Genomic DNA, 20,990 nt, shown 5'->3' on the forward strand with positions numbered 1-20,990 from the left:
TAGTTGACTAAATATTGTGCTTTAAATATACAATTTTGCCATCACAACAGTGAAATATTTTTTTTGAGGAGTGTACCATGTCTTACTTGGTTCCTACGGAGTTTGTTACAAAAATGGTGGATGCTGGCGAGTCAAAAGTCTATATGTCCACAAAAGATACGCTTATCAGAGCTTTTATGGCAGGAGCTATTTTGGCACTTGCGGCTGCTTTTGCCATCACAGTGACGATGAAGACGGGTTCGCCGCTTGTTGGTGCGATGCTTTTTCCTGTCGGTTTTATCATGCTCTATCTTATGGGCTTTGACCTTTTAACCGGTGTTTTCGTTTTGGTTCCTTTAGCGCTCATCGACAAACGCCCCGGGGTCACCGTGAAGCAGGTTCTTAGAAACTGGGGGCTTGTGTTTGTGGGTAACTTTGCGGGTGCATTACTTGTTGCGTTTATGATTTCGTTTATCCTTACTTACGGGTATCAGATAGAACCGGGGGAAGTCGGTAAAAAGATAGCGACTATCGGTGAATCAAGAACACTTGGATATCAAGAGCATGGTATTTGGGGCTGGATGACGGTTTTTATCCGTGGTATGCTTTGTAACTGGATGGTCTCTATGGGTGTTGTGGGGGCGATGATCTCAACTACGGTAAGCGGCAAGGCTATCGCTATGTGGATGCCTATCATGCTCTTTTTCTTTATGGGTTTTGAGCACTCTATCGTTAACATGTTTTTGTTTCCATTCTCTATGATTATGGGTGGCGGCTTTACAGTTTGGGATTATCTTTTGTGGAATGAGCTTCCGGTTGCTCTTGGAAACCTTGTGGGCGGACTTGCATTTACAGGTTTGACACTCTATGCAACCCATGTCAAAACCGGTGCAAAAAGAAAACTAAACTGATTTTTCTATGAAAAGCCGCTTAGAACTCTCTATCTCTCAGTACTCCACTGAGGGACGCAAAGAGATAAATCAAGACTTTCACGATATCTGTATTCCGCAGGAGCCTCAACTCACACACAAAGGTGTTGCTATCGCCATCGCTGATGGTATCGGCAGCAGCAGTGTGAGCCAAATCGCCTCCAAAACGGCCGTTACCTCTTTTTTGATGGATTACTTAAGCACGCCTGATGCGTGGTCTGTCAAAAAATCAGCTCTTAGAGTTTTGGGTGCCGCGAACTCTTGGCTACACTCCCAAACCATGCAGAGCAACTACTCACATGACAAAAACCGAGGCTATGTCTGCACTTTTAGCGCAATGGTGCTTCGCTCAAGCAGTGCGTACATTTTTCATGCGGGCGATACCAGAATTTATCGTTTGCGTGAGGGTGTGATGGAACAGCTTACGCAAGACCATCGTCTATGGGTCTCAAGGGAAGAGAGCTACTTAAGCCGTGCTTTGGGCATGGAGCCGCATGTGCGTATGGACTATAGCAGTTTTAGCGTGGAAGTGGGGGATATTTTTCTCTTTATGAGTGACGGTGTTTATGAGTTTGTGAGTGATGCAGTGATGGCACAGACGGTGCAAAGTCATCTCGGTTCTTTTGAAAATGCCGCTCAAACTATCGGCGAGACGGCGTTTGAGATAGGGAGTGATGACAACATCACCATCCAGCTTGTGCGTGTGGATGCGTTGCCAAAAAAAGAGGTAAAAGAGATTTACAAACAGCTTGAGGAGAAGCCTTTTGCACCTCTGCTTGAAGCACGGGAAGAGTTTGAGGGTTACACTATTGTTAGAGAACTCAGTGCAAGCAATAGAAGCCATGTTTATCTGGGTGTGGACAAAGAGAGCGGTGCATCGGTGGTACTTAAAATCCCATCCATAGATATGCGTGGCGACAAGGCGTATCTGGAGCGGTTTTTGATGGAGGAGTGGGTGGCTAGACGCATCAACAGTGCGAATGTTTTAAAAGCTTTTACTCCTAAGCGCAAGAAAAACTACCTCTATAACACTTTGGAGTATGTCGAAGGGCAGACGCTCTCTCAGTGGATTATAGACAATCCGCATCCATCACTTGAGACGGTGCGTCAGATGGCGGAGCAGATAGCAAAAGGGCTTTTGGCACTGCATCGTCAAGAGATGCTGCATCAAGACCTAAGACCGCAAAATATCATGATAGATGCTTCCGGAACGCTAAAAATCATAGACTTTGGCGCAACAAGAGTGGAGGGCATCATGGATATCAATATCCGGCTTGAGCAGGAAAATCTCTTGGGAACAGCACTCTACAGCGCACCGGAATACTTTTTAGGCAAAGATGGAACAACCCGCTCAGACCTATTTTCACTCGGCGTTATCGTTTATGAGATGCTTTGCGGTCACTTTCCTTATGGCGTTGAGGTTGCAAGAGTTAAAAATGAGGCAGCGCAAAAGAGACTCCGTTACACGCCGCTTTACCGCTACAACCAAGAGATTCCCGTGTGGGTCGATGAGGCTGTGAAAAAAGCTGTTGCCATCAAAGCAAATGAGCGTTACGAAGAACTAAGCGAGTTTTTGTATGACCTGCGCCACCCAAACGAGGAGTTTTTAAAGAAGAAAAAACCGCCGCTTGTAGAGAAAAACAGTGTCGTCTTTTGGCAGGGAGTTTCGTTTGTGTTAGCAGTGTTATTGGTTTTTTCTTTTGTTTGGTAAAATCGTTAGATTGATAGAAATATGAAAAAAAAGGCTGTGAAAATATTTGTGTTAAATCACCTTTTCACAAACCACATACCCGTTTTTGCCGCTCTCTTTTGCTTTGTATAGCGCCTTGTCGGCGTAAGCTAGAAGTTCTGCTTGCGTGACTTTTGCTGCTGCATCTTTAAATGCTATACCGATACTGATGGTAATGTATGGTATAGTTTTTGATTTTTCATGAGGGATTTGAAGCAATTTTATAGCCAAAATAAGCTGATTTGCCATAGTGGATGCCCCATCAAGAGAGATATCTTTTAAGAGAACGACAAACTCCTCTCCGCCGTAGCGTGCGATAAAGTCAGATGGGCGTTTGAGTGTTTTTTGTAGTGTTTTTGCGATTTGAATCAAAACTTCATCTCCCTTAACGTGACCATAAAAGTCATTGTATGCCTTAAAACAGTCAATGTCTATCATAAAAACAGCAAGGTTCGTGTTGTCTCTGATATGCTCTTTGTAGAGCTTAGTGTAGATGTCATCCAAAAATCTGCGGTTTGGAATTTGTGTGAGAGCATCAATCATTGCAAGATTTTCATAGTGTGCATTTTTTTCAAGAAGATTTTCATATTGTCCATTAAGTTTACGATACTCCATAAAGCACACTAGCGTAAAAAGTGCTGCAAGAGAAAGCGAGAAAAGACAAAGCATTTTTTTCCAATATCGGATTAATTTTACAAATATTTGTTTCGTATAATATAAAAAAATAGATTTTTTATGAAAAAATATTCTATTTTCTCATTATAGAAAAAATAAACATAAAACAAACTGATTGTTTTCTCATACTCGTAAAACTATAATCGTTAGCAAATAAAAATACGGATATCGTAATGCTTAGTATAAAAGAGATTTCTCAAAAGTTTAATATTTCAAAAAGTACGCTTTATGGCTGGGAAAAAGAGAGACCAGAGATTTTTGCCTATCTTCAAAGAGCCGATTATAAGTATGAGGAGTTGCGAAATCTTGTCATCGTGTTAGAAAAATATGCTAAAACAATTACCCCTGCATTTGAATTTAAAGAGATTGAATTTATTTTGGGACTTGGGTTTCATGCCACAAATATGAATAATATAGAGAATCTTCATATTATTTACAGTCAGGCGATTGTAAATCACATCAAACAAAAAGCCGCCTTCGTGATGCCAATATATACGAAATTGGAACGGCTAAACCTTATAGAGCGGTATATTTTTGTTAACAGTTGCAAGGAGATAGCAGCAAAGCTTCCAAAGATGAAAAAAGAGGAGCATAATGGGCTGATTATGCACTATTTTAGGACTTTTATTATTTAGAACGGTGACTAGGATATAAGTCGGCACTTTTGCGTTATCTTTTATATTTTTTACAAAATATTGTTATTATTCACAATAATAACATTTGCTTTAGATAAATTCTATAGGATCTTAAACTATTTTGATAAAATAGTGTGAATATTCTGATTAGATATAGTTCAAAAAAAAGAAAACCAAGTGATGAGTGATACAACTAAAAAAATTCTCTTTTTTATAGTGATTTTAATGATTGCACTCTATTTTAAGTTTGAAGACAGTGCTGCAAAACAAAAAGAGCAGCTTCTTCAAGAAGCGATAAATAAACCGCTGAGTGAGATAGAAAAAGAGCTAAACCTTGTATTTGTCGATATGATGAAAGATAAAAATATAACAAAATGAGAAACTTGCCTATTGTTAGTACAAAATGGTGGATTGTATGGGGGATAATTTCTCCTATGTTAGTTATACTGAGTTTTTTGAGCGGTTTTTTTATAAGCCCATATTTAATGATAGTTTTTGAACTTTTGCCTCCGGCTTTCTTTGGGTTGTGGGTGCAAGACAAAGAAAATTTTAAAATAAACTCTTATAAGTTTATATTTTTATTTTTGGTACTTGCACTTTTGATTATTACCTTTGGGAAGGCTTTTGTTTGGATAAGCATATTGATTATGCTTGGATTGCTTTGGGCAGTAAGATTTACAAAAGAGCAATTTTTATGGTCATTTGGAGCTATGATGTTATACGGTATTTTGGGACTTATACCTGTTTTTGCACTGATATTTGGTACAAATATTGAAATAGACGGAATTAAAGAAGTTTTAGGTCGTTTATCATTGTTATATGTGGTTGCTATTTTATTTGTATATTTTATAAAAGGGGCTATTTTCGGTTTGATTATGCAAAGGTTTAAGATAAATGTTTTTAAATAGTGTAAAAGTAAATAGGATAGGCTATTGTTGCAAGTTTTTATAAGCCCCACTATGTTTATATGTGTACTTTAAGTAAATTGCATAAAATATTAAACTACATTTTAAACTATTTTGATAAAATGGTGTAAATATTTAAAGGTGTTTAATGATTAGATATATTCAAAACAAACAAATTAGAAATATTAAAGCAGTTGATTTAAAGTTTTCACGAGAGCTTTATCTCTCAAAACTTACTTCAAGCAATCGGCTAGTGGGACTAGTCGGTCAAAGAGGTGTTGGAAAGACGACCCTTTTGCTTCAGTATCTAAAGCTAAATTTTAAACCGTCTGACTATCTATATTTTAGTGCAGATGATGTCTATATTATCAATAGTTCTATTTATGATATAGCTGATGAGTTTGTCAGACTTGGCGGAAAAGTGATTGTCATCGATGAGATTCACAAATACCAAAACTGGGCAAATGAGATAAAATCCATCTACGACAGTTTTCCTGATCTTCTTATACGATTTAGCGGTTCATCAATGCTCAATATTTTGAGTGAAAAATTTGATTTAAGTCGTAGATGTGTGATAAGTTATGTTATGCCGCTGAGCTTTAGAGAGTTTATGAAACTCTCGCTTGATATTGATTTGCCACTACTTAGTTTTGAAGAGATTTTAAAAAAACATAACGAGTTAAGCTCAAATCTGGCGCTAGAACATCCAACTTTATATAAAAACTTCTTACGCTACCTTCAAATCGGTTACTACCCATTTTTTGTAGAAGATGAGATTGAGTATAAAAACAAGCTCTTTAATGCCTGCGAGAAGATAATCAATGAAGACATCCCATCACTAAACAAGATAGATTACACGCACTTAAATATTTTTAAAAAATTTATCGCAAAACTTATCTATGCAAAAGTGCCGTTTAAAGTCAATATCGCCGAGCTATGTCGAGAGCTTGAAGTATCTCATCCGACACTTGCCACCTATCTTGAAATCTTGCATAGATCAAAACTTATTCGCCCCATCAAAAAATACTCAAACAATATCTCCAAAAAACCTGAAAAACTCCTCTTTGGCAATACCAATCTTTTATATACTTTTGCAGATGAGTTTGGGGTAGAGGTAGATGTTGGCACAGCCAGAGAGACATTTTTTGCAAGTCAGTTTGAAACTATTTACTATAGCGATATCGGTGATTTTGTAGCAAACGAGACTGTTTTTGAGATAGGCGGCAAAAATAAAAAATTCACTCAAATCAAAGACAACCCAAATAGTTATCTTGTTGTAGATACAGACTATACCATGGAAAAAAACAAGATTGCGCTATGGCTTTTTGGATTGATGCAGAGATGATGCAGTGCAAAGGTTTAAGATAAATGTTTTTAAATAGCGACACAATCAAAAAAAGAGCTATCAGATTTGATGAAGCAAATGATTATTTTGAAGATGATGGTCGCACTATACGATTTGAAGATATACTCTCCTTTTATCATCAAGAAATAATGCAGGTGACAAACAGTGTTTATGAGGGTACAAAGCTTGTTTTTACGCTTTATCTAAAAAATGATACAAAGCCGTATATCGTAGAAATAGATAGCAACAAAGAAGATAAGTACAAAACCATCTACACCATATCAAACGCCATAGCACGGTATAGAGCTAAAAAGATTTTAGCAAACTTGCAAAATGGACAAGGAGAAGTGTTTGAAACTCTAAGAGATTTTAATCTCTCTTTTGAAAATGGTGTTTTAGAGTTATGCTATACAAAAAACCGCTTTGCAGTGCAAAAAGTAAAACTGCAAAAAAATCTTTTGGTGTTAGAGTGTGAAGATGGCAGCAAAGAGACACTTTATGCAAACAGCATTTCTGACATTGGTATCTTTTTGCAGATTGTTTCAACGAAAGATTTTTTTAGTGATGAAACCGATACTATAAAAAAACGAGATGATAAAGCCTATTTTGTGCTTATGGCTCTTATGGCTTTTTTTGGTATCAATGGATTTTTTGATATATGTTGTATGCAAAATGATGTCTTGGAGGGAGTTTCACGACTTTCGCAGGTTATGCTTGGGGTTTTCATCATGACCGCTCCTGTGTTTTGGCTCTCTAGTAAGAGCAACTATAAAAAGATGAAAAAAGAGATGGATAGTTTGATGCAAAAAGAGAACTAAGCTAAAGGTATCTCTAAAGCAAAATAGTTTTATATTGATAGCTATTATAGTAAAAGGTATAATACGACCATTACTGAAGCACATATTGTGGTTAAGTAATCAAAAATTAGTCTATTTCTGCAATGATGCTATCAAGCACTACCTCATCAATACTCTCTGTCTCTGATTTGTCGTAAATAATCAAAAAGGTAACTGACTCGTCGGTGATCGTGTAGTAGTAGGTGCGATAGCCACCGCGTTTACCTTTGGCTTTATCACTGTTTTTGATACGGGCTTTGAAAATGTTTTTTTGGATTGTAGTGGCGTGTGAATGCTCGTTGGTAAAGCTTTCTAAAAAACGGTCAAAATCCTCTTCGATATGACGATATTTTTTGGCAAGATGTTTAAAATTTTTGATGAATTGTTTAGAAAACCTAAACATTATTTTAAACTTGCCTTGAACTCATCATAGCTAAGCGTTTCACCGCGTTTCATCTGCTGGTAGGATTCGTCAAATTCTTTGGCTATTTTTTCTTCTGTCGAAGGTTTTGATTTGACAATCTTGACCTCTTTTTTTGGAAGCTGACGCAAAAAATACATGACATGTTCAGCAACGGAATCGGACATTTGCAAGGTTACGGTTTGCATGATTTCCTCTATTGAATCTAAATGTAAAATTATAGCGTATTCTTGAACAACCCATAAACGCGCAAACTCTGCACTATACCAAAAAGGTATGTAATGATTAATTTTTATCAATCGCGTTCAAATCATTTCATTCACACCCTCTATAGATACTATGTTGATAGAGGAAAAAAACAGTGCTTCTGTGGTGAGAAATAGAGAAAATAACGCAAAATATAACCATATAAGGTTATAATTGTCTAAAAAATAAGGCATGAGAATGGTTTGTATAGAATTTACGGCGGATGGAATAAGTGCATTTGCAGATATGGGCATGCTTGCTATAACTATAATATTGGCTTTTATTGCACAAAAAGCATTAGGGCAAATTGAAGAGATGAAAAAACAAAATAAAAACGAAGCTATCAATCAGCTTTATACCAGAATGTTTTAAATACAAAGCTTGTTAATTTCACAAGGTAAGTATGAAGATTTTTTCAAAAATGAAGAGTCTGAAAATAAAGAAAATCAATCTAAGGATTTTGAAATTTATACTCAAATGTATGCTGACTTTCTAGACCAGATTATGATACAAAAAGACCAATTAGCCAATCCTTCAAATTGGGAAAATTATGTTAATGATGTTCTCAAAAAAAGTTCCCGTGTAGAAAATTACATAAAAAAGCATAAAGAATTGTACTGCAATGAGTTATTCAAAATGTGTAGATAAAAAGGAATTACTATGAAAGCAAACTCACTATTGTTTTATTTAACATTCGCATGTAGCTCTTTTGCATTACCCTGCGATATTCCAGCACCTTATCAGAGTTTATGTAACTATAAACCTATCAATATAGCAGCTCCTAACGACACATTTGGATTTGCGACAGAAAGAATTGATGCATATTTGGATGGAACTACTAGGTTTCCTGCACAAGAGCTTTTAGGATTTGCTTTGGCTGGAAATACTGACGCTATGAAGAGATTAGCAGATGCTTTTGAAAATAAAGATTGGAGTGATTATTGGTGGAAAAAAATATATGAAACTAGAGGCATTAATAAGCCTATTCCACCTTTACAATTAAAAAAAATGCCCTTGTCTGATCAAGAGATATACAAAAATAAGCAATCTGTTGCAATAAAAGAGATGCTAAAGAAAGCGGATAATCAATACATCAAAGATAAATTAAATTGCTGGCTTGCTCAATATGACAAAAGCATATCAATGGAAGAGCTTGCCATAGGTGGTTCAGAGTGTGCAATAATGTCATTATCGCGAAAAGATATACTTCGAGCAAATGAATTAAAACAACAGGGACAGCCTTATCAAATTAATTATAGCCTTGAAAAAATTTTGAGTTTAAGCGATTCAGTTTATGCTTATGAGAGAGCTATAGATTGTTATTCTTGGAGAAATCAAGAACCATCTGGTATCCCAACTGTTTGTGAAAATACCAAGCCAGACAGAGTTAAAGTTCTCCAATATACTGATTTGTATGTGCAGGCTTATGCTAGTCAGCTTGCATCGAAATCAACAAAAAATATAAATTACACGTTAAATGCAAACAATACAAAGTTTAATAAGTTGCGAGATAGGGCAAGGGATATTTTATGGATTGGCTATAAGAAAAATAATCAAGATATGATTGAAGATGCTATCTTTTACTATAAAGAAGCTTTAAAAGTACCCATAAAGTCAACTATGTCAAAAGATATACTTTTACATGAACTTGCCATTGTCTTAGATCCTGCATCAAAAATCTACTCAAAAGCAAGTATGAAAAAAGTGATAGAACTTTTTTATCCAGATGTAAATCTTCCGCTAAATAATAGGAAAAGATGTATAGCATACGGTGGCTACAGTGATAATAGCTGTGGTAAACTTTTTAGATATTTAACTCAAATAAAACCATTTTTGTTTGACTCTAAACAAAGTTATAGTTTTGATTTTAGCAGTAATGACATGTATAAAAATTTTCCTTCCACGTTTAAAGAGGAATATATCCGTCACATTAAAAATATGAGCGGTAGAGAAAAAGAGTTGAACAAACTTGGATTATATACTTACACTGATATAAAAGAAAAAGACTGGTCGGAGCTTGGGGATAAACAAGCAATAGAAGAAAAATCCGCAAGAATTGAAAAAATGGATTTTGAAGGCGCCATAGTTGCTATAAGAGATTCGTACTATCGTAGTGGTGATGAAATACTTGAACGGTTCCAAAAATCTAAACAAATCAATGATCAGTATTTAAAACTTGATGTATCAAAGCTTGATCCTGCGAAATACCATTTTGACAAACTATATCTAAAATATATAGCTAATGGTATTGAGCCACTATCGTTGATTTTAAAAAATAATAAAAATTCTATAAAACTATCCGACTTTAGAGATAATCGTATAGATGATTATAAAATTGAGATGGATTTTACTCCATCGTTGAAGCAAAAATTTCAGAATTTGAGACCTTTTGAAGAAAATTGCTATGGAGCTAAAGATGATGAGATGTTTGCAGAATGTAATGTGCATTTTATTTTTGATAAAACAAAAATAGTTCAAATGGATGAGTATAAAAAAGCAAAAGAAAATGGCTCTATTTATGCCTTGATAGCGGATGGAACTCTGAAGCCTAAAACAATAATAAGAGATAATGAAAAAAATGAATTTATGGGGCTAGAACGGTACTGGATATATAGCCCAAATATTCTTGGGCATTTCAATGGTGGATATTTCATAACTTCCAATACTGATTATAAAAGTAAATTTAATTTTTTATGGCTTATAGAAGCGTTGGATAAATATCAAATCAAGCACAATATAGAACTCTTTTATGGTAATGAACGTCCGTCATCTATTTATATAAAAAATTTTCCCAAAGAATTGGAACACTAAAATACAAATGAATAAAAAGAGTAAAGCTAAGATGGGATTTCTTTGATTTGTAGAACTGAAATACTTAGGCTTTGTGTGAAAATTGAATGGTGTGTTATATACCTCATTACACAATAAATTGAAAAGGCTATGATCTAGGATAAAAAAAGAGATGGAAAATTTAATTAACCAAAAGGAAAACAAAAAATGACACAAACATCCCAAGAACTTTTTAGCGTAGAGAGTTTCAAAAAGCATTTAGCTATTGCACTCAAGGCACATGGTGAGCAAAAAACACCTCACGGACTTCCGTATAGTTTTCATATCATCAGCGTAGCTACTGAAGTTGTAAACTCTTTGCCGGCTGAAAATATTTCATCTTTTGAAGCCGATATCGCTATTGCTTGTGCATTGCTTCACGATGTGCTTGAAGATACCACTTACCCGCTTTTGGATGAAAATCTTGACCCGATAATAGTAGAGGGCGTAAAAGCTCTTACAAAAAACAGCACACTCTCAAAAGAGGAACAAATGGGTGATAGTATCGCTAGACTTCAAAAACTCCCACGATATATCCAGATGGTTAAACTTGCCGATCGCATTACAAATCTAGGAGTACCGCCAAGTCATTGGAGTAAAGAGAAGATGCAAAAATATCAAGAAGAAGCGAGGGTGATTCATCGTGAACTGCAAAGCCCAAACGGTGTTTTAAGATATAAACTAGAGAAGATTATAAGTGGGTATAACCAATATTATAGATGATGCAAACCATGAAAATCAAAACTCCACACGATTTAGGCAAAATCAGATACCAAGAAAAGCTTATCCCAAAAGATGAGATAAAAAAAGAATTTTTTTCAAATATTTTTGTACTCTCATTTAGTTTGTTTGGGAGTTTGATTTCTATGGGTATGTTTATATATGCTTACCAAAAAACAGATTTGTGGAGCCTAATTTTTGGAGTGATTTTTCTCCCGTTTTTTGTCTATTTGTACAATAGCGTAAAATCATTTTTTAGAGTTAAGCTTTACACAGTTTGCGATAATGGCTTAGCCGTCTATGAGTATGGCTTTGATAATAAGCTCAAAAATCAAGAATTTTTCTATTTTAAACCACATTTTACATACACTGTCGAAGAAGTTAAAAATCACCATATAGCGGGGAGATACAAATACACTTACGATATATTTTGTAATTTTTTGGATAATGAAAAAGTTGTTTATACTCTGTCGTGTAGTTGTGTCTCAGATGAAAATATCTTAACAAAACGGCAAAAGAGGTTTTTTGATGAAGCGCTAGAGGCTTTTATGAAGTATAAATTTAAGTATAGAGACAGTTACGTAAAGGAACAGTTAAATGTTTAATTTCTTCAAATCAAAAACAAATGAAGCAAGAGAAGAACTCGCAAATGTTATCACATTTAAAGAGGTGTACGATAATGATTCTCTCGGTGGAGTAGATAGCTCTTTGCCTCTTTATTATCTCAAACTTCGCAATGATGAGATGGAAATATATAATTCTACGATTTGCCTATGCAAAAGTGAATTTGTTGCTCTTAAAACTATCTATCAAGTCAAATACAGCTACTCCACAAAAAAAGTCTATAGTCTTGAGTCAGAACCAAGCAGGATAACTATTTTAGATGAGGTGCAAACGACACTGCAAGAAGTATTTTCAAATGAAAAACTAAAGTCAAATTTTCGGTATAGACTAGATGAGGGTGTCACTCCTTATACCAAAAAAGATTTAAAAAATATAGATGCAAAATGCGAATTGATTTGGGATATGTACTCAAGGAAGCCTATGTGCATAGTCAAAAGAGGAGATGGATTTGTTTTGCCAAAAGACGCTCTAAGCAGTAAGTCAAATATGCCGTTTGGTCTAAGTGGCGGAAGTAGAGAGATGATAGATAAAAACGGCAAATATGGGATAATAAACAGCGGTGATAGTCTTAAAAATGACCTAAAGTATAAACTCCTTTATCCGTTTGAGTATCACTACATAAGACTTGACGGTTTTGGAAATGCGGAACTTTTAAAAGATGAAATTGTTCACGGCGGGGATTATAAAAAGCTAGTTTGCACCATGGTAAATCTTTGGGATGAAAAAAGCGAACCAAAACAAGTGCTTCTTAACTCCACTACAAGGGATGAATACATCACTATAGATGATAGCAGACTCTTGACGCAACACACTAAAAATGGCTTTTCAAAACCATATCAGACGATAATGCAAAGATTTTTAAGTATAAAACCGGTCCAAGATATAAATGGACTTTGGGGATATATAGATAAAGATGCAAATGAGATAATAGCTTGTAAATTTAAAGATTGGAATTTTTTTAATAATGGCTATGCCGTGTTGGAAGAAAATAATAAATCTTTTATTATTGATGCAATCGGTAATATTATTATCGATTCTCTGGATTTTGTAGAGCACTATAAAGATGATATGTACTTTGTAAATCGTGGTAAACTTTGGGGAGTATTTAAAAAAGGTGAGCTATATATAGATTTTTGCGATAAAAAACCAATTGAACTGGTAGAACAGATGCAAAATAAAAAAAGAGAGCTTCATGCTAAGATGTATGAACTACCACTAAAAGAGTATATGACACTCTTTGATACTCCACAAAAGCAAAATGATCTCATAGAGATGGGGCTTTGGGATAAAAAAGTGAGTGTAAAAGAGTGTGAGATAATCACTCGATACAAAGAGATTTTAAAAGACCCGTCATTTGGAGTTATAGGATATTACCATCAGATAGGAGCAGGCGTCTATGCTATGGATATAGAACTGCCTGTTATATTTGAAAAACAAGATGGAAGCGCTATAGCCCTAGGGATTGGATTTGAGAATCTAGCAATACAATAAAAAATCTATTTGATAAAATCTAAATAATTTTTCTTAAGGGCACCTCTAAAAACTCTAGCCGTCTTCAGAGGGAATCAAAAAAGATGAGATGATGCAAAATCTTTTTTGAGCCTTAGCCGAAGCTAAGGCGATAAAAAGTTTTGCGGCATATCGCTTTTTTGAACCCTCCCGTAGGGCGATAGAGCCAAGCCCACACTCTGCGTTGCCTCTTTTTGCCTTAGCCTTAGCTAGGGCTGCAAAGAGCCGCCTTGATTGTGAACTTGGCTCTATCGCTGAAGATGGCTAGAGTTTTTAGAGGTGCCCTTAAAGTTATAGCAAACTATTTTGCATAAATCTCTTGATATGTAAAATCCACATTTTGAAGTCCCTCTTCAATCATAGTTTTGGTTTTTGTGTATGTTGCGGCGAAAACTTTGTGCTGCGCGTCGTGGTTGTTTTTTACTTTGATGTAACCAAAGTAAGTGAGCCATAAAACGATGCAAAACGAGATATAAACGGCGCTCTCGTGCGTTGTGTATAGGTCACTAAAGAGTGCGATGATGTTGTGTGCCATAAAGACAACCATTACGCCTATGCTTCCTATCCAGATGGGGTAGGCACTGTTCTTGGAGTCGCCCTCGAAGTTTTCCAGGTTTTTTAGTATCTGAACATTCTCGTTTATCTCTCTTTTTCTTTGTGCTGCTTGTGGAGTGTCACCCGCTTTGACTACAAGCTCTTTTATCTGAATGCTTGAGAGTTCGCTTTGGCGGTTTATCTCTTTGTATTCGCTCAAGAGTGAAGGCTCTTTTTTTAAGATATCTTCTATCATTAAGGGCGTTATCTCATGAGCAAAGAGCTTCTCTTTTATCTCAAAGAGAAGCGTGTTGTAAAGCGAGTCGTTTAGAATTTGGTTTGATACTTTTTGTATGTTTACCATTAAAAAAACCTTTTAAACCTCAGGCACTAAGGCGGTTGTTTGGAGTTTTGATTTGCTAAAGATGCCAAGAAGCCCTTTTAGTCCTACGCTCATGATGAGGTTTAACAAAAGTGCAATCCATGCTCCAAGTAGTAAAAGTCCGCAAATACCCGCCAGTATCATGTATGTTTGGTACTCGCCATCCATGTAGAGCGTACGTCTTAGCATCCCGTCCATTGCTGCCATACCCATAAATGCACCCATGCCGATGCCGCCGACTAGCTGCCCCCAGAAGTGGAAGTTTGCCAGTTTTTGACTGTATAGTTTTACGCCGTTTGTAAGGGTTGGCCATAAGATATAGACCGCACTGTAAAGCGTCATTGTAAGTCCGACAAGCAAAGCGACATGGAAGTGCGGACCTGCAACCCACTGTGTGTTGTGTAGGATACGGTTAAGCCCCATATCTGCTTGAATGATACCAGCCGGAACTGCAAGCATAAAGCCCAGAATCCCAGCTAGAAGAAACTTCAGTTCATTTGTCATCTTGAGCGGTCTCGCACTCCAAAGTGTTACAAGCGTAATAAAAATCGCAATCCCCTGAGTGACAAGTTCAAATGCCGTTACCATCTCACCGCTGACAAGCTTCATCATGTTGTTCTGCCCCTGATCCGCCAAAAGGTGGTGCGACCAAACCGCCCATGAAACGATTAGCTCTAAAAGAAGTGCCGCTCTTGCAATATTTTGCATAAAGAGCTTTTTGCCTGTAATGAGCATTGCCAGAAGATACCAAGAACCTGCTATATAAATAAGCACTAATCCGTCTGCAATTAAGTCAAGTCCCCACCAAAAGAAGTTTTTGTAAAGAAGTGCATTTACAGAGGTGTAGTCCATGGTTGCACCCGACAAATCACCGATGATGTAAACAAGTATCAAGATACCGCATGTAAGGATGACAAGCGCATCAAGAAAAGTATCTATTGTTCCGCGAAAGATTGCCACTACCGGAAGCGAGACCGCCGGCTCTTTTGAGTATGGCTCACGACCTTTCATTTTGTACCAGATGTTAAGCATTCCGTCAATCCCCAAAGCAGAGATAAGAAGCGGTTTCATCGGTCGCTTTTCATGCCCCTCTTCTGTGTAAAAAACAGTTGCAAAGATATTGTAGATAAAGCCCAAAGTTCCTATCATGATAAGCGCAACACCCGTAATAAAGACAAGTCCGCCCACTGCATCAAACTGTGAAAAGTCCACAGGCAGCGGCCAGTAGAGCGTGTAGAGCGGTGCGTAGTGAAACAAAAATCCGCCAAGCCATGCGAGTAAAACCCCAAAGGCGATAAGCATCCATGTTGCGTTTGCGAGTTTGATGCTGTAGAGCGGTTTTTTCATAAGGTACGGCACTAAAAATGTGAATGCGCCAAAGACCACAAGGTATGTAGAGCCAAAAATACCCACAATCGGGTGAACCGTCATAACAGAGAAGTAGTGCGAATCGTTTAGCATAGGCAGCGGAGTAACGGCGTGTGCACGCATCATCATCCCCTCAAATGCCGATAAACCGTAGTAAAGTATCCCTATGATTACGGCTCTTAGTGTCACTTTTTGCGTAGGTGTCAAACCGTCTGCTTTAAGTCCGCCCTCGTTACCGTTGATGAAAGTGTTTAAAAAACTCATAAATTTCCCCCTTTTTGCGAGTATTTGTCATCCTCGTCGCATCCTTTGACTTCAAAAACATCTTTTATATACATTTTAGCTCCCTTAGGACCTGAATACTCCGTAGAGCGCAAATGGTAAACGCCGTTTTTGCCAAACTTCCACATAAGGTCGTTTTTGCTTCCGGGAACCACCTGCATCTGCGTAACCATCGAGTTGTTTTGTCGAAAAATCCCAAAACCGTAAGTAATATCTTTTGAAACGACATCAAAAAGAACATACTCGTTGCACTTAAGCTCTATTTTTGGGCTAGGAAGCTTGAACTCATGCTTCTCTATGGTTATATTTACCACTTGAGTGCTTTTTAGAGAGTCTCTTTTGAAGTCAATCTCAACCCACGGTATCTTGTTAAATGTGACGATATGTATCGCTATACCTATTGTTACTAAGCCTCCTACATACATATAAAATGTTGATGGTTTTACTATACGAGGTTTGCCGTTTTCATTAACAACCCCCATAGCAAACCAAGCCATTAATGATATAACTGCTAGTGTATATATGGTATATACCAGTTTTAGCATACCAAGCACATCTACTGAATCTGCCACCTTTTCTCCTTAAAAATAAAAATTAATAGTAAAACTTTAATATATTTTTTTAAATTGACAACCAATTAATTGTATAAATATTAATCAATAAAATGGATTTATATAAATCAATTTGTTGTAGTTTTGCTTTTTTTATTTTTTTTCTTCATTTTTATAATTTTGGTATGACTTTTGAATATGATGAAAATAAGAGTAAATCGAATAAACTCAAGTATGGTGTAGATTTTGAAGAAGCAAAAGAGCTGTGGGATGATCGATAAAATATTTGATGAAAATCAAGAAGAGATACTTGACTACTTTGACACATCTAAAGTTAAGATGATAAATGAAGAGATAAAGAGAGTAAATATAGATTTTCCTGCATGGATGGTGCAATCTCTTGACAAGGAAGCAGGGCATTTAGGCGTAAGCCGTCAAGCGGTTATCAAGATGTGGCTTGCAGATAAGCTAAGAGATTTAAACTTAAAATCTTAGTGTAGCGACGCTATAGCTATCTAGTCGATATAAACTTCACCATACTTTAATAATGACTCAATTACGGCTATGCCATAGCGTGTCATATCCAGCAAAAGGGTGGTGTGGTCTTGAACCTATTACTTCCCAGACTTCATCCTATTATGCAACTTGCAAAGCATTTGACAATTGTTTGGTTCTGTTTTACCGCCCTCATGCCATGGAGTAATGTGGTCTGCTTCCATTTCGTCTAGTTTATAGTGATTGTTTGGCTCTACGCATTTTGGGCAGATTCCGTTTTGCCGCTCATACGCTTCTCTTTTTTGCTTGTCCGTAAATGTTCGGATATTTAAGTGTTTTTCTTTACCTGTTAGTAAATACTCATATATCCCTTTTTTGCTTGTAACATCTTCATCTTGCATAAGCTCAGATATTTTAACTTCTAATGTTTTTGGGTCTAAACTTTTATCATTTTTAAACTCATTGTATAAAATTCCCCACTCCAAACCTTTCATCTCTTTACGATATTTTGGAAATATAGCACTTACCCAGTCTATAACACTTTTAAAATAGAGCCATAATTCGGTAGCATTAGGCTCTCGTTGATGAGTTGCCATGTAGTTTTCTATAGTCGTTTTATCTCTTTGTGCAATCCATGAAATAGCCGTCTCTAAATAATCTTGACGATTTACCGCACCACTCATATATGTATGTGCCATACTATATGCCACACAACCGTTTTTGCTAAAATACTTTTTTGCTTCACTTACCCAAGAACCGCTATACACGGCATTTCTCAACTCTTGCTCAGTTAATTCTTCACCTGCTATATTGATAGTTTTAAACCACTCTAGTTTTTCACTATCGCTTCCGCTACAAAAATAGACCATCAGTTTATAATCCAAAATCTGTTCTTGTTCATCTTTTTGCAAGTTGTGGAAATATCGCATCATGTAGGCAAAATCGCCGTTGATATATTGAGAAATGGATATAGTTCTTTGTTGCCCGTCTATGACCTCATAACTGCCGTCTTCTTTCATCGCCCAGTACATCACATTAAGCGGAAAACCCTTTGTCGCGGTATCTATAACGGCTTCTCGTTGTTTATCTTTATATACAAACTCTCGCTGATAAGGCGGTCTTATGTCAAGCTTGCCTCCGTATCCGACAACGCCGTTTTCTTCGTTGTCAATATAACCGTTTGTGAGTTCTCGTATGGTTATCTCTTTTAGTTCTATGTTCATAGTTTTTTGTTCCTTATAAAAATTCTTTTATATACTCGCTTTTTATTTATCAAAGGTTGGGAAATTTTACTTTTTTCATTCCAAAGCCCATTGGAAAAGCCTTTTCCTTCACTTTCAGTTGCTCCCAAAATTTCAAACTGTTCAGGACTGTATTTATCCATAAAAGTTATCGGAACTCCCATAACTCCCTCATAATCGATGGGTATATCTTTTGTTTTATCAATATTAATTGCATCATAATTATCATATATTGGATATTCACTTTCATGACCATAATAGGATCGATACAAAGGCAAATCTTCGTGCCGTTTTTTTATTTCCATATTGGTAAACCATACCACACCAGAAACCCGTATCATTCCCTCTTTTCTGTCCGTTGCCGTTGCATAGTCTTCATAGTGTTGATTTATAAAATGACTCGCACCGCCTTTAAAGCCATAGCCCAACCAAAGCTTATTTTCTTTAATAAGTGGAAAAATTTCTTTGTAAGTAATGGCGTTTTGGTGACCAACTATGATAAACTTTTTATCATACTCAATGAGTTGTGCGACATAATCTCGAAATAGAGAAAAAGGCGGGTTTGTCACGACTATGTCGGCTTGTTTTAAAAGTTCTATACTCTCTTTTGAACGAAAATCCCCATCGCCTTTGAGTTCGTGGATACCTATCTCTTCGGGATTTGGCACTTTGTCGCCGTTTTTATCGCCGTTATACTCCAGCCATATCGCTTGTTCTGAAGTATTATCGCTAAAGAGGTCTTTATTTTGATTTTTGTAACATGTTGTAATGAGTTTTTTAAGCCCTAATTTTTCAAAATTGTAAGAAAAATAGTGAAAAAAGTTGCTAATTCTTGGGTCATCACAGTTACAGTAAATAACTTTGTTTTTGAAATGCTCTTTGTAGTGCTTAAGCTCTCGTTCTATATCTTCTAGTTGTGTATAAAACTCATCATTTTTACCTTTTTTTGCACTATGTAAATTTTTGTTTAATGCTTTTTTTTGCTGATTCTCTTTTGGCATATTTCAACACTTTTAATAATTTTTGTCTATTTGTTCAACATTGTATTTTAGAAATGTTTAATATATCTACATAAATTTAATAAATAGTTGTTTATTTCAACAGTTGTTTTTTTATGAGTTGATTTGTAACCTTTAGCAATAAAAAAGGGCGAAAATTGATGAATAAAAGAGATATTGCTGGTTATTTAGGGATAGATAGAACAACTTTATATAATTGGGAAAAATTTAAACCAAACCTCTATAAAACAGTTATGAAAGGCTTGGCGTTTGATGAGATGATAGAGAAGTCTGAACAAAATCTAAATGAGCTTAAAGAGTTAAAAAAGAAGTTTGAGGTAAAAAAGCAAAAATCTTAAATTTACTCAACATAAACATCATTTTGTTTTAGAGGTGCCCTTTAGTGAGTAACTATCTTCGCTAAGAGGTTTTCCATTATAATGGTGGTAATATTTTTTGTGTTTAGCCTATTTTACATCTTATTAAATTGGTGTGTTACTTTATTTGTTTTACTATTTCGTATGAGTAACTGATATATAAAGGCAGAGCGATGAAAAACGCCAAAATACTCTCTTTTTTACACTTTTTGCTTTTTGTTTTGCCGCTGAGTGCGCAAGAGGCGGGATTTCTCTCTTCACAAAAGCAAGAACTGCTGCTTCAGGAGCAAAACAGGTACGAATCAGAAAATGAAAAGTTGCGCTACAATTGGGTAGCCCCGCTCAATCTTGGTGTTTCATGGGGGTTTGAGAAGAGTTATCTGGGGGATTACGGTTTTAGTAAAAATACATCCGCCTCCATAACGCAGGATATCTTCCGTTCAGGAGGCATAGAGTACCAAATAGAGTACGCAGACGCCAAAAAAAGAGCGGATGCGATGGCTCTAAACTACCAAAGGGCGGCGTTAAATGAGGAAGTTTTCACCTATGTTTTGAACTACAAAAAAACTCTTTATCAAAAAGAGCAGGGCGAGTTGACGCTTAAAAACCAAGAGATTGCTATTTTTATAAAACAGCAGTTATACGATGCGGGAAAAGCCGATATCACGGAGCTAAACAATGCGCTTGTAGAGCAGAGCAGCCAGTTAAAAAACCTCGTTACTTATGACTACACACTTGCAAAACTCAAAGAGGATATAGCAAAGATAAGCGACATAAACCCGTCTGAGGTTATACTTCCAACCCTCTCTTTAGTGCAAAAGGAGACCTTTTTGCAAGAAAATATCTCGCTTAGTTATGAGAAGCTTCATTTAGAGAGCCTCAAAGGGCTTCACGGCGTGACAAAAAGCGGCTATCTTCCATCACTCAGCGTAAATGCGGATGTCGGGTACAGAGAGTACGAGTCCAAAAAATACGCTTCCAGAGATGACGGCGCATACTATGGAGTGGGAGTTGCGCTTAACATTCCTTTGGCGTATAATGCTCAAGCGACCATCCAAGAAGCACAGGCAACGCAGATGAAGCAGTCTGCACAAGTTGCTGACAAGCAAAGAGCGCTTAGTGCTTCATACGAGCAGTCTATTGCGCTGATAGAGAGTTATCGCAGATACAACGAGGTAAGCACAAAAAACCTTTCTTTGTATGATGGGCTGATTGATGCCATCAAAGCGGGGGTGGACGCAGGGACAAAAACAGGGTACGATTTGCAAATCATCAAAAACACAAGGGCCATAGAAGAGCTCAACATAAAAATAAGCGAGATAGATATGCAGCTAGAGTTGGCAAAACTCCATTTTTCACAAATTTCAAACAAAGAGTAGC

Annotated in this window: 24 protein-coding genes; 16 read left to right on the top strand and 8 right to left on the bottom strand. The window is 36.5% G+C overall.

Annotated elements, in window-relative coordinates; translation table 11 throughout:
• The first annotated feature begins 77 nt into the window (after positions 1–77).
• Both PHY84_RS00095 and PHY84_RS00100 read left to right on the top strand, forming a co-directional pair.
• Positions 78–890: a formate/nitrite transporter family protein gene (locus tag PHY84_RS00095; protein WP_299856427.1), complete on the top strand. Its 813-nt coding sequence runs from the start codon at positions 78–80 to the stop codon at positions 888–890.
• Positions 891–897: 7 nt separating this feature from the next.
• Complete coding sequence (locus tag PHY84_RS00100) at positions 898–2,619, top strand: bifunctional protein-serine/threonine kinase/phosphatase (protein WP_299856429.1); 1,722 nt, start codon at positions 898–900, stop codon at positions 2,617–2,619.
• A 51-nt stretch (positions 2,620–2,670) separates the two neighbouring features.
• Here PHY84_RS00100 and PHY84_RS00105 read toward each other — a convergent pair whose 3' ends face one another.
• Entirely contained in the window at positions 2,671–3,252 is a 582-nt protein-coding gene (locus PHY84_RS00105; protein ID WP_299856431.1) for a GGDEF domain-containing protein, read from the bottom strand.
• 233 nt (positions 3,253–3,485) lie between these two features.
• Here PHY84_RS00105 and PHY84_RS00110 point away from each other — a divergent pair, with 233 nt between their 5' ends.
• From PHY84_RS00110 to PHY84_RS00130, 5 genes are all read left to right on the top strand, one after another.
• Complete coding sequence (locus PHY84_RS00110) at positions 3,486–3,947, top strand: helix-turn-helix domain-containing protein (RefSeq protein WP_299856433.1); 462 nt, start codon at positions 3,486–3,488, stop codon at positions 3,945–3,947.
• Positions 3,948–4,127: 180 nt separating this feature from the next.
• Positions 4,128–4,325 (top strand): hypothetical protein, encoded by a 198-nt coding sequence (locus PHY84_RS00115; protein WP_299856435.1) that lies wholly within the window; start codon positions 4,128–4,130, stop codon positions 4,323–4,325.
• Complete coding sequence (locus tag PHY84_RS00120) at positions 4,322–4,855, top strand: hypothetical protein (protein ID WP_299856437.1); 534 nt, start codon at positions 4,322–4,324, stop codon at positions 4,853–4,855. The genes PHY84_RS00115 and PHY84_RS00120 overlap by 4 nt, the downstream gene beginning before the upstream one ends.
• 145 nt (positions 4,856–5,000) lie before the next feature.
• The gene (locus tag PHY84_RS00125) at positions 5,001–6,197 is read left to right on the top strand and encodes an AAA family ATPase (RefSeq protein WP_299856439.1); all 1,197 of its coding nucleotides are present in this window, start codon (positions 5,001–5,003) and stop codon (positions 6,195–6,197) included.
• A 23-nt stretch (positions 6,198–6,220) separates the two neighbouring features.
• Positions 6,221–7,015 (top strand): hypothetical protein, encoded by a 795-nt coding sequence (locus tag PHY84_RS00130; RefSeq protein ID WP_299856441.1) that lies wholly within the window; start codon positions 6,221–6,223, stop codon positions 7,013–7,015.
• Positions 7,016–7,121: 106 nt separating this feature from the next.
• Here the strand turns inward: PHY84_RS00130 and PHY84_RS00135 are convergent, their stop codons facing one another.
• The gene (locus PHY84_RS00135) at positions 7,122–7,436 is read right to left on the bottom strand and encodes a hypothetical protein (protein WP_299856443.1); all 315 of its coding nucleotides are present in this window, start codon (positions 7,434–7,436) and stop codon (positions 7,122–7,124) included.
• Positions 7,436–7,642 carry a hypothetical protein gene (locus tag PHY84_RS00140; RefSeq protein ID WP_299856445.1) on the bottom strand — a complete coding sequence of 69 codons (207 nt, stop codon included), beginning with the start codon at positions 7,640–7,642 and terminating at the stop codon, positions 7,436–7,438. Before PHY84_RS00140 ends, PHY84_RS00135 begins: the two co-directional genes overlap by 1 nt.
• A gap of 256 nt (positions 7,643–7,898) precedes the next feature.
• On the opposite strand from PHY84_RS00140, the gene PHY84_RS00145 reads away from it, so the two are divergent.
• The 6 genes from PHY84_RS00145 (at position 7,899) to PHY84_RS00170 (ending at position 13,364) form a co-directional block, all read left to right on the top strand.
• Positions 7,899–8,072: a hypothetical protein gene (locus PHY84_RS00145; RefSeq protein ID WP_299856447.1), complete on the top strand. Its 174-nt coding sequence runs from the start codon at positions 7,899–7,901 to the stop codon at positions 8,070–8,072.
• Between the two features lie 9 nt (positions 8,073–8,081).
• On the top strand, positions 8,082–8,348 hold the full coding sequence (locus PHY84_RS00150) for a hypothetical protein (protein ID WP_299856449.1): 267 nt from the start codon (positions 8,082–8,084) through the stop codon (positions 8,346–8,348).
• Between the two features lie 12 nt (positions 8,349–8,360).
• Positions 8,361–10,511: a hypothetical protein gene (locus PHY84_RS00155; protein ID WP_299856451.1), complete on the top strand. Its 2,151-nt coding sequence runs from the start codon at positions 8,361–8,363 to the stop codon at positions 10,509–10,511.
• 186 nt (positions 10,512–10,697) lie between these two features.
• A complete protein-coding gene (locus tag PHY84_RS00160; RefSeq protein WP_299856453.1) occupies positions 10,698–11,252 on the top strand; it encodes an HD domain-containing protein in 555 nt (184 codons plus the stop codon).
• A gap of 8 nt (positions 11,253–11,260) precedes the next feature.
• Entirely contained in the window at positions 11,261–11,854 is a 594-nt protein-coding gene (locus PHY84_RS00165) for a hypothetical protein (RefSeq protein WP_299856455.1), read from the top strand.
• Complete coding sequence (locus PHY84_RS00170) at positions 11,847–13,364, top strand: WG repeat-containing protein (protein WP_299856457.1); 1,518 nt, start codon at positions 11,847–11,849, stop codon at positions 13,362–13,364. The genes PHY84_RS00165 and PHY84_RS00170 overlap by 8 nt, the downstream gene beginning before the upstream one ends.
• Before the next feature lie 319 nt (positions 13,365–13,683).
• Here the strand turns inward: PHY84_RS00170 and PHY84_RS00175 are convergent, their stop codons facing one another.
• The 3 genes from PHY84_RS00175 to PHY84_RS00185 are packed head-to-tail and all read right to left on the bottom strand — an operon-like array spanning position 13,684 to position 16,520.
• On the bottom strand, positions 13,684–14,280 hold the full coding sequence (locus PHY84_RS00175; RefSeq protein ID WP_299856459.1) for a hypothetical protein: 597 nt from the start codon (positions 14,278–14,280) through the stop codon (positions 13,684–13,686).
• Positions 14,281–14,292: 12 nt separating this feature from the next.
• The gene (locus PHY84_RS00180) at positions 14,293–15,930 is read right to left on the bottom strand and encodes a cbb3-type cytochrome c oxidase subunit I (RefSeq protein WP_299856461.1); all 1,638 of its coding nucleotides are present in this window, start codon (positions 15,928–15,930) and stop codon (positions 14,293–14,295) included.
• Positions 15,927–16,520, bottom strand: coding sequence for a cytochrome C oxidase subunit II (locus PHY84_RS00185; protein WP_299856463.1), 594 nt, complete (start codon positions 16,518–16,520; stop codon positions 15,927–15,929). Before PHY84_RS00185 ends, PHY84_RS00180 begins: the two co-directional genes overlap by 4 nt.
• Before the next feature lie 249 nt (positions 16,521–16,769).
• Here PHY84_RS00185 and PHY84_RS00190 point away from each other — a divergent pair, with 249 nt between their 5' ends.
• Positions 16,770–16,994, top strand: a complete 225-nt coding sequence (locus PHY84_RS00190) for a CopG family transcriptional regulator (protein WP_299856465.1) — start codon at positions 16,770–16,772, stop codon at positions 16,992–16,994.
• A gap of 119 nt (positions 16,995–17,113) precedes the next feature.
• Here PHY84_RS00190 and PHY84_RS00195 read toward each other — a convergent pair whose 3' ends face one another.
• Together PHY84_RS00195 and PHY84_RS00200 are read right to left on the bottom strand one after the other, a co-directional pair.
• Complete coding sequence (locus PHY84_RS00195; protein WP_299856467.1) at positions 17,114–18,217, bottom strand: DUF262 domain-containing protein; 1,104 nt, start codon at positions 18,215–18,217, stop codon at positions 17,114–17,116.
• The gene (locus PHY84_RS00200) at positions 18,214–19,236 is read right to left on the bottom strand and encodes an adenine-specific methyltransferase EcoRI family protein (RefSeq protein WP_299856469.1); all 1,023 of its coding nucleotides are present in this window, start codon (positions 19,234–19,236) and stop codon (positions 18,214–18,216) included. The genes PHY84_RS00195 and PHY84_RS00200 overlap by 4 nt, the downstream gene beginning before the upstream one ends.
• 158 nt (positions 19,237–19,394) lie before the next feature.
• On the opposite strand from PHY84_RS00200, the gene PHY84_RS00205 reads away from it, so the two are divergent.
• Both PHY84_RS00205 and PHY84_RS00210 read left to right on the top strand, forming a co-directional pair.
• On the top strand, positions 19,395–19,592 hold the full coding sequence (locus PHY84_RS00205; protein WP_299856470.1) for a hypothetical protein: 198 nt from the start codon (positions 19,395–19,397) through the stop codon (positions 19,590–19,592).
• 191 nt (positions 19,593–19,783) lie between these two features.
• Positions 19,784–20,989: a TolC family protein gene (locus PHY84_RS00210; RefSeq protein WP_299856472.1), complete on the top strand. Its 1,206-nt coding sequence runs from the start codon at positions 19,784–19,786 to the stop codon at positions 20,987–20,989.
• Position 20,990: the final 1 nt, after the last annotated feature.

The organism is Sulfurimonas sp. (genome assembly GCF_028694605.1).
In the GTDB taxonomy this organism is placed as follows: domain Bacteria; phylum Campylobacterota; class Campylobacteria; order Campylobacterales; family Sulfurimonadaceae; genus Sulfurimonas.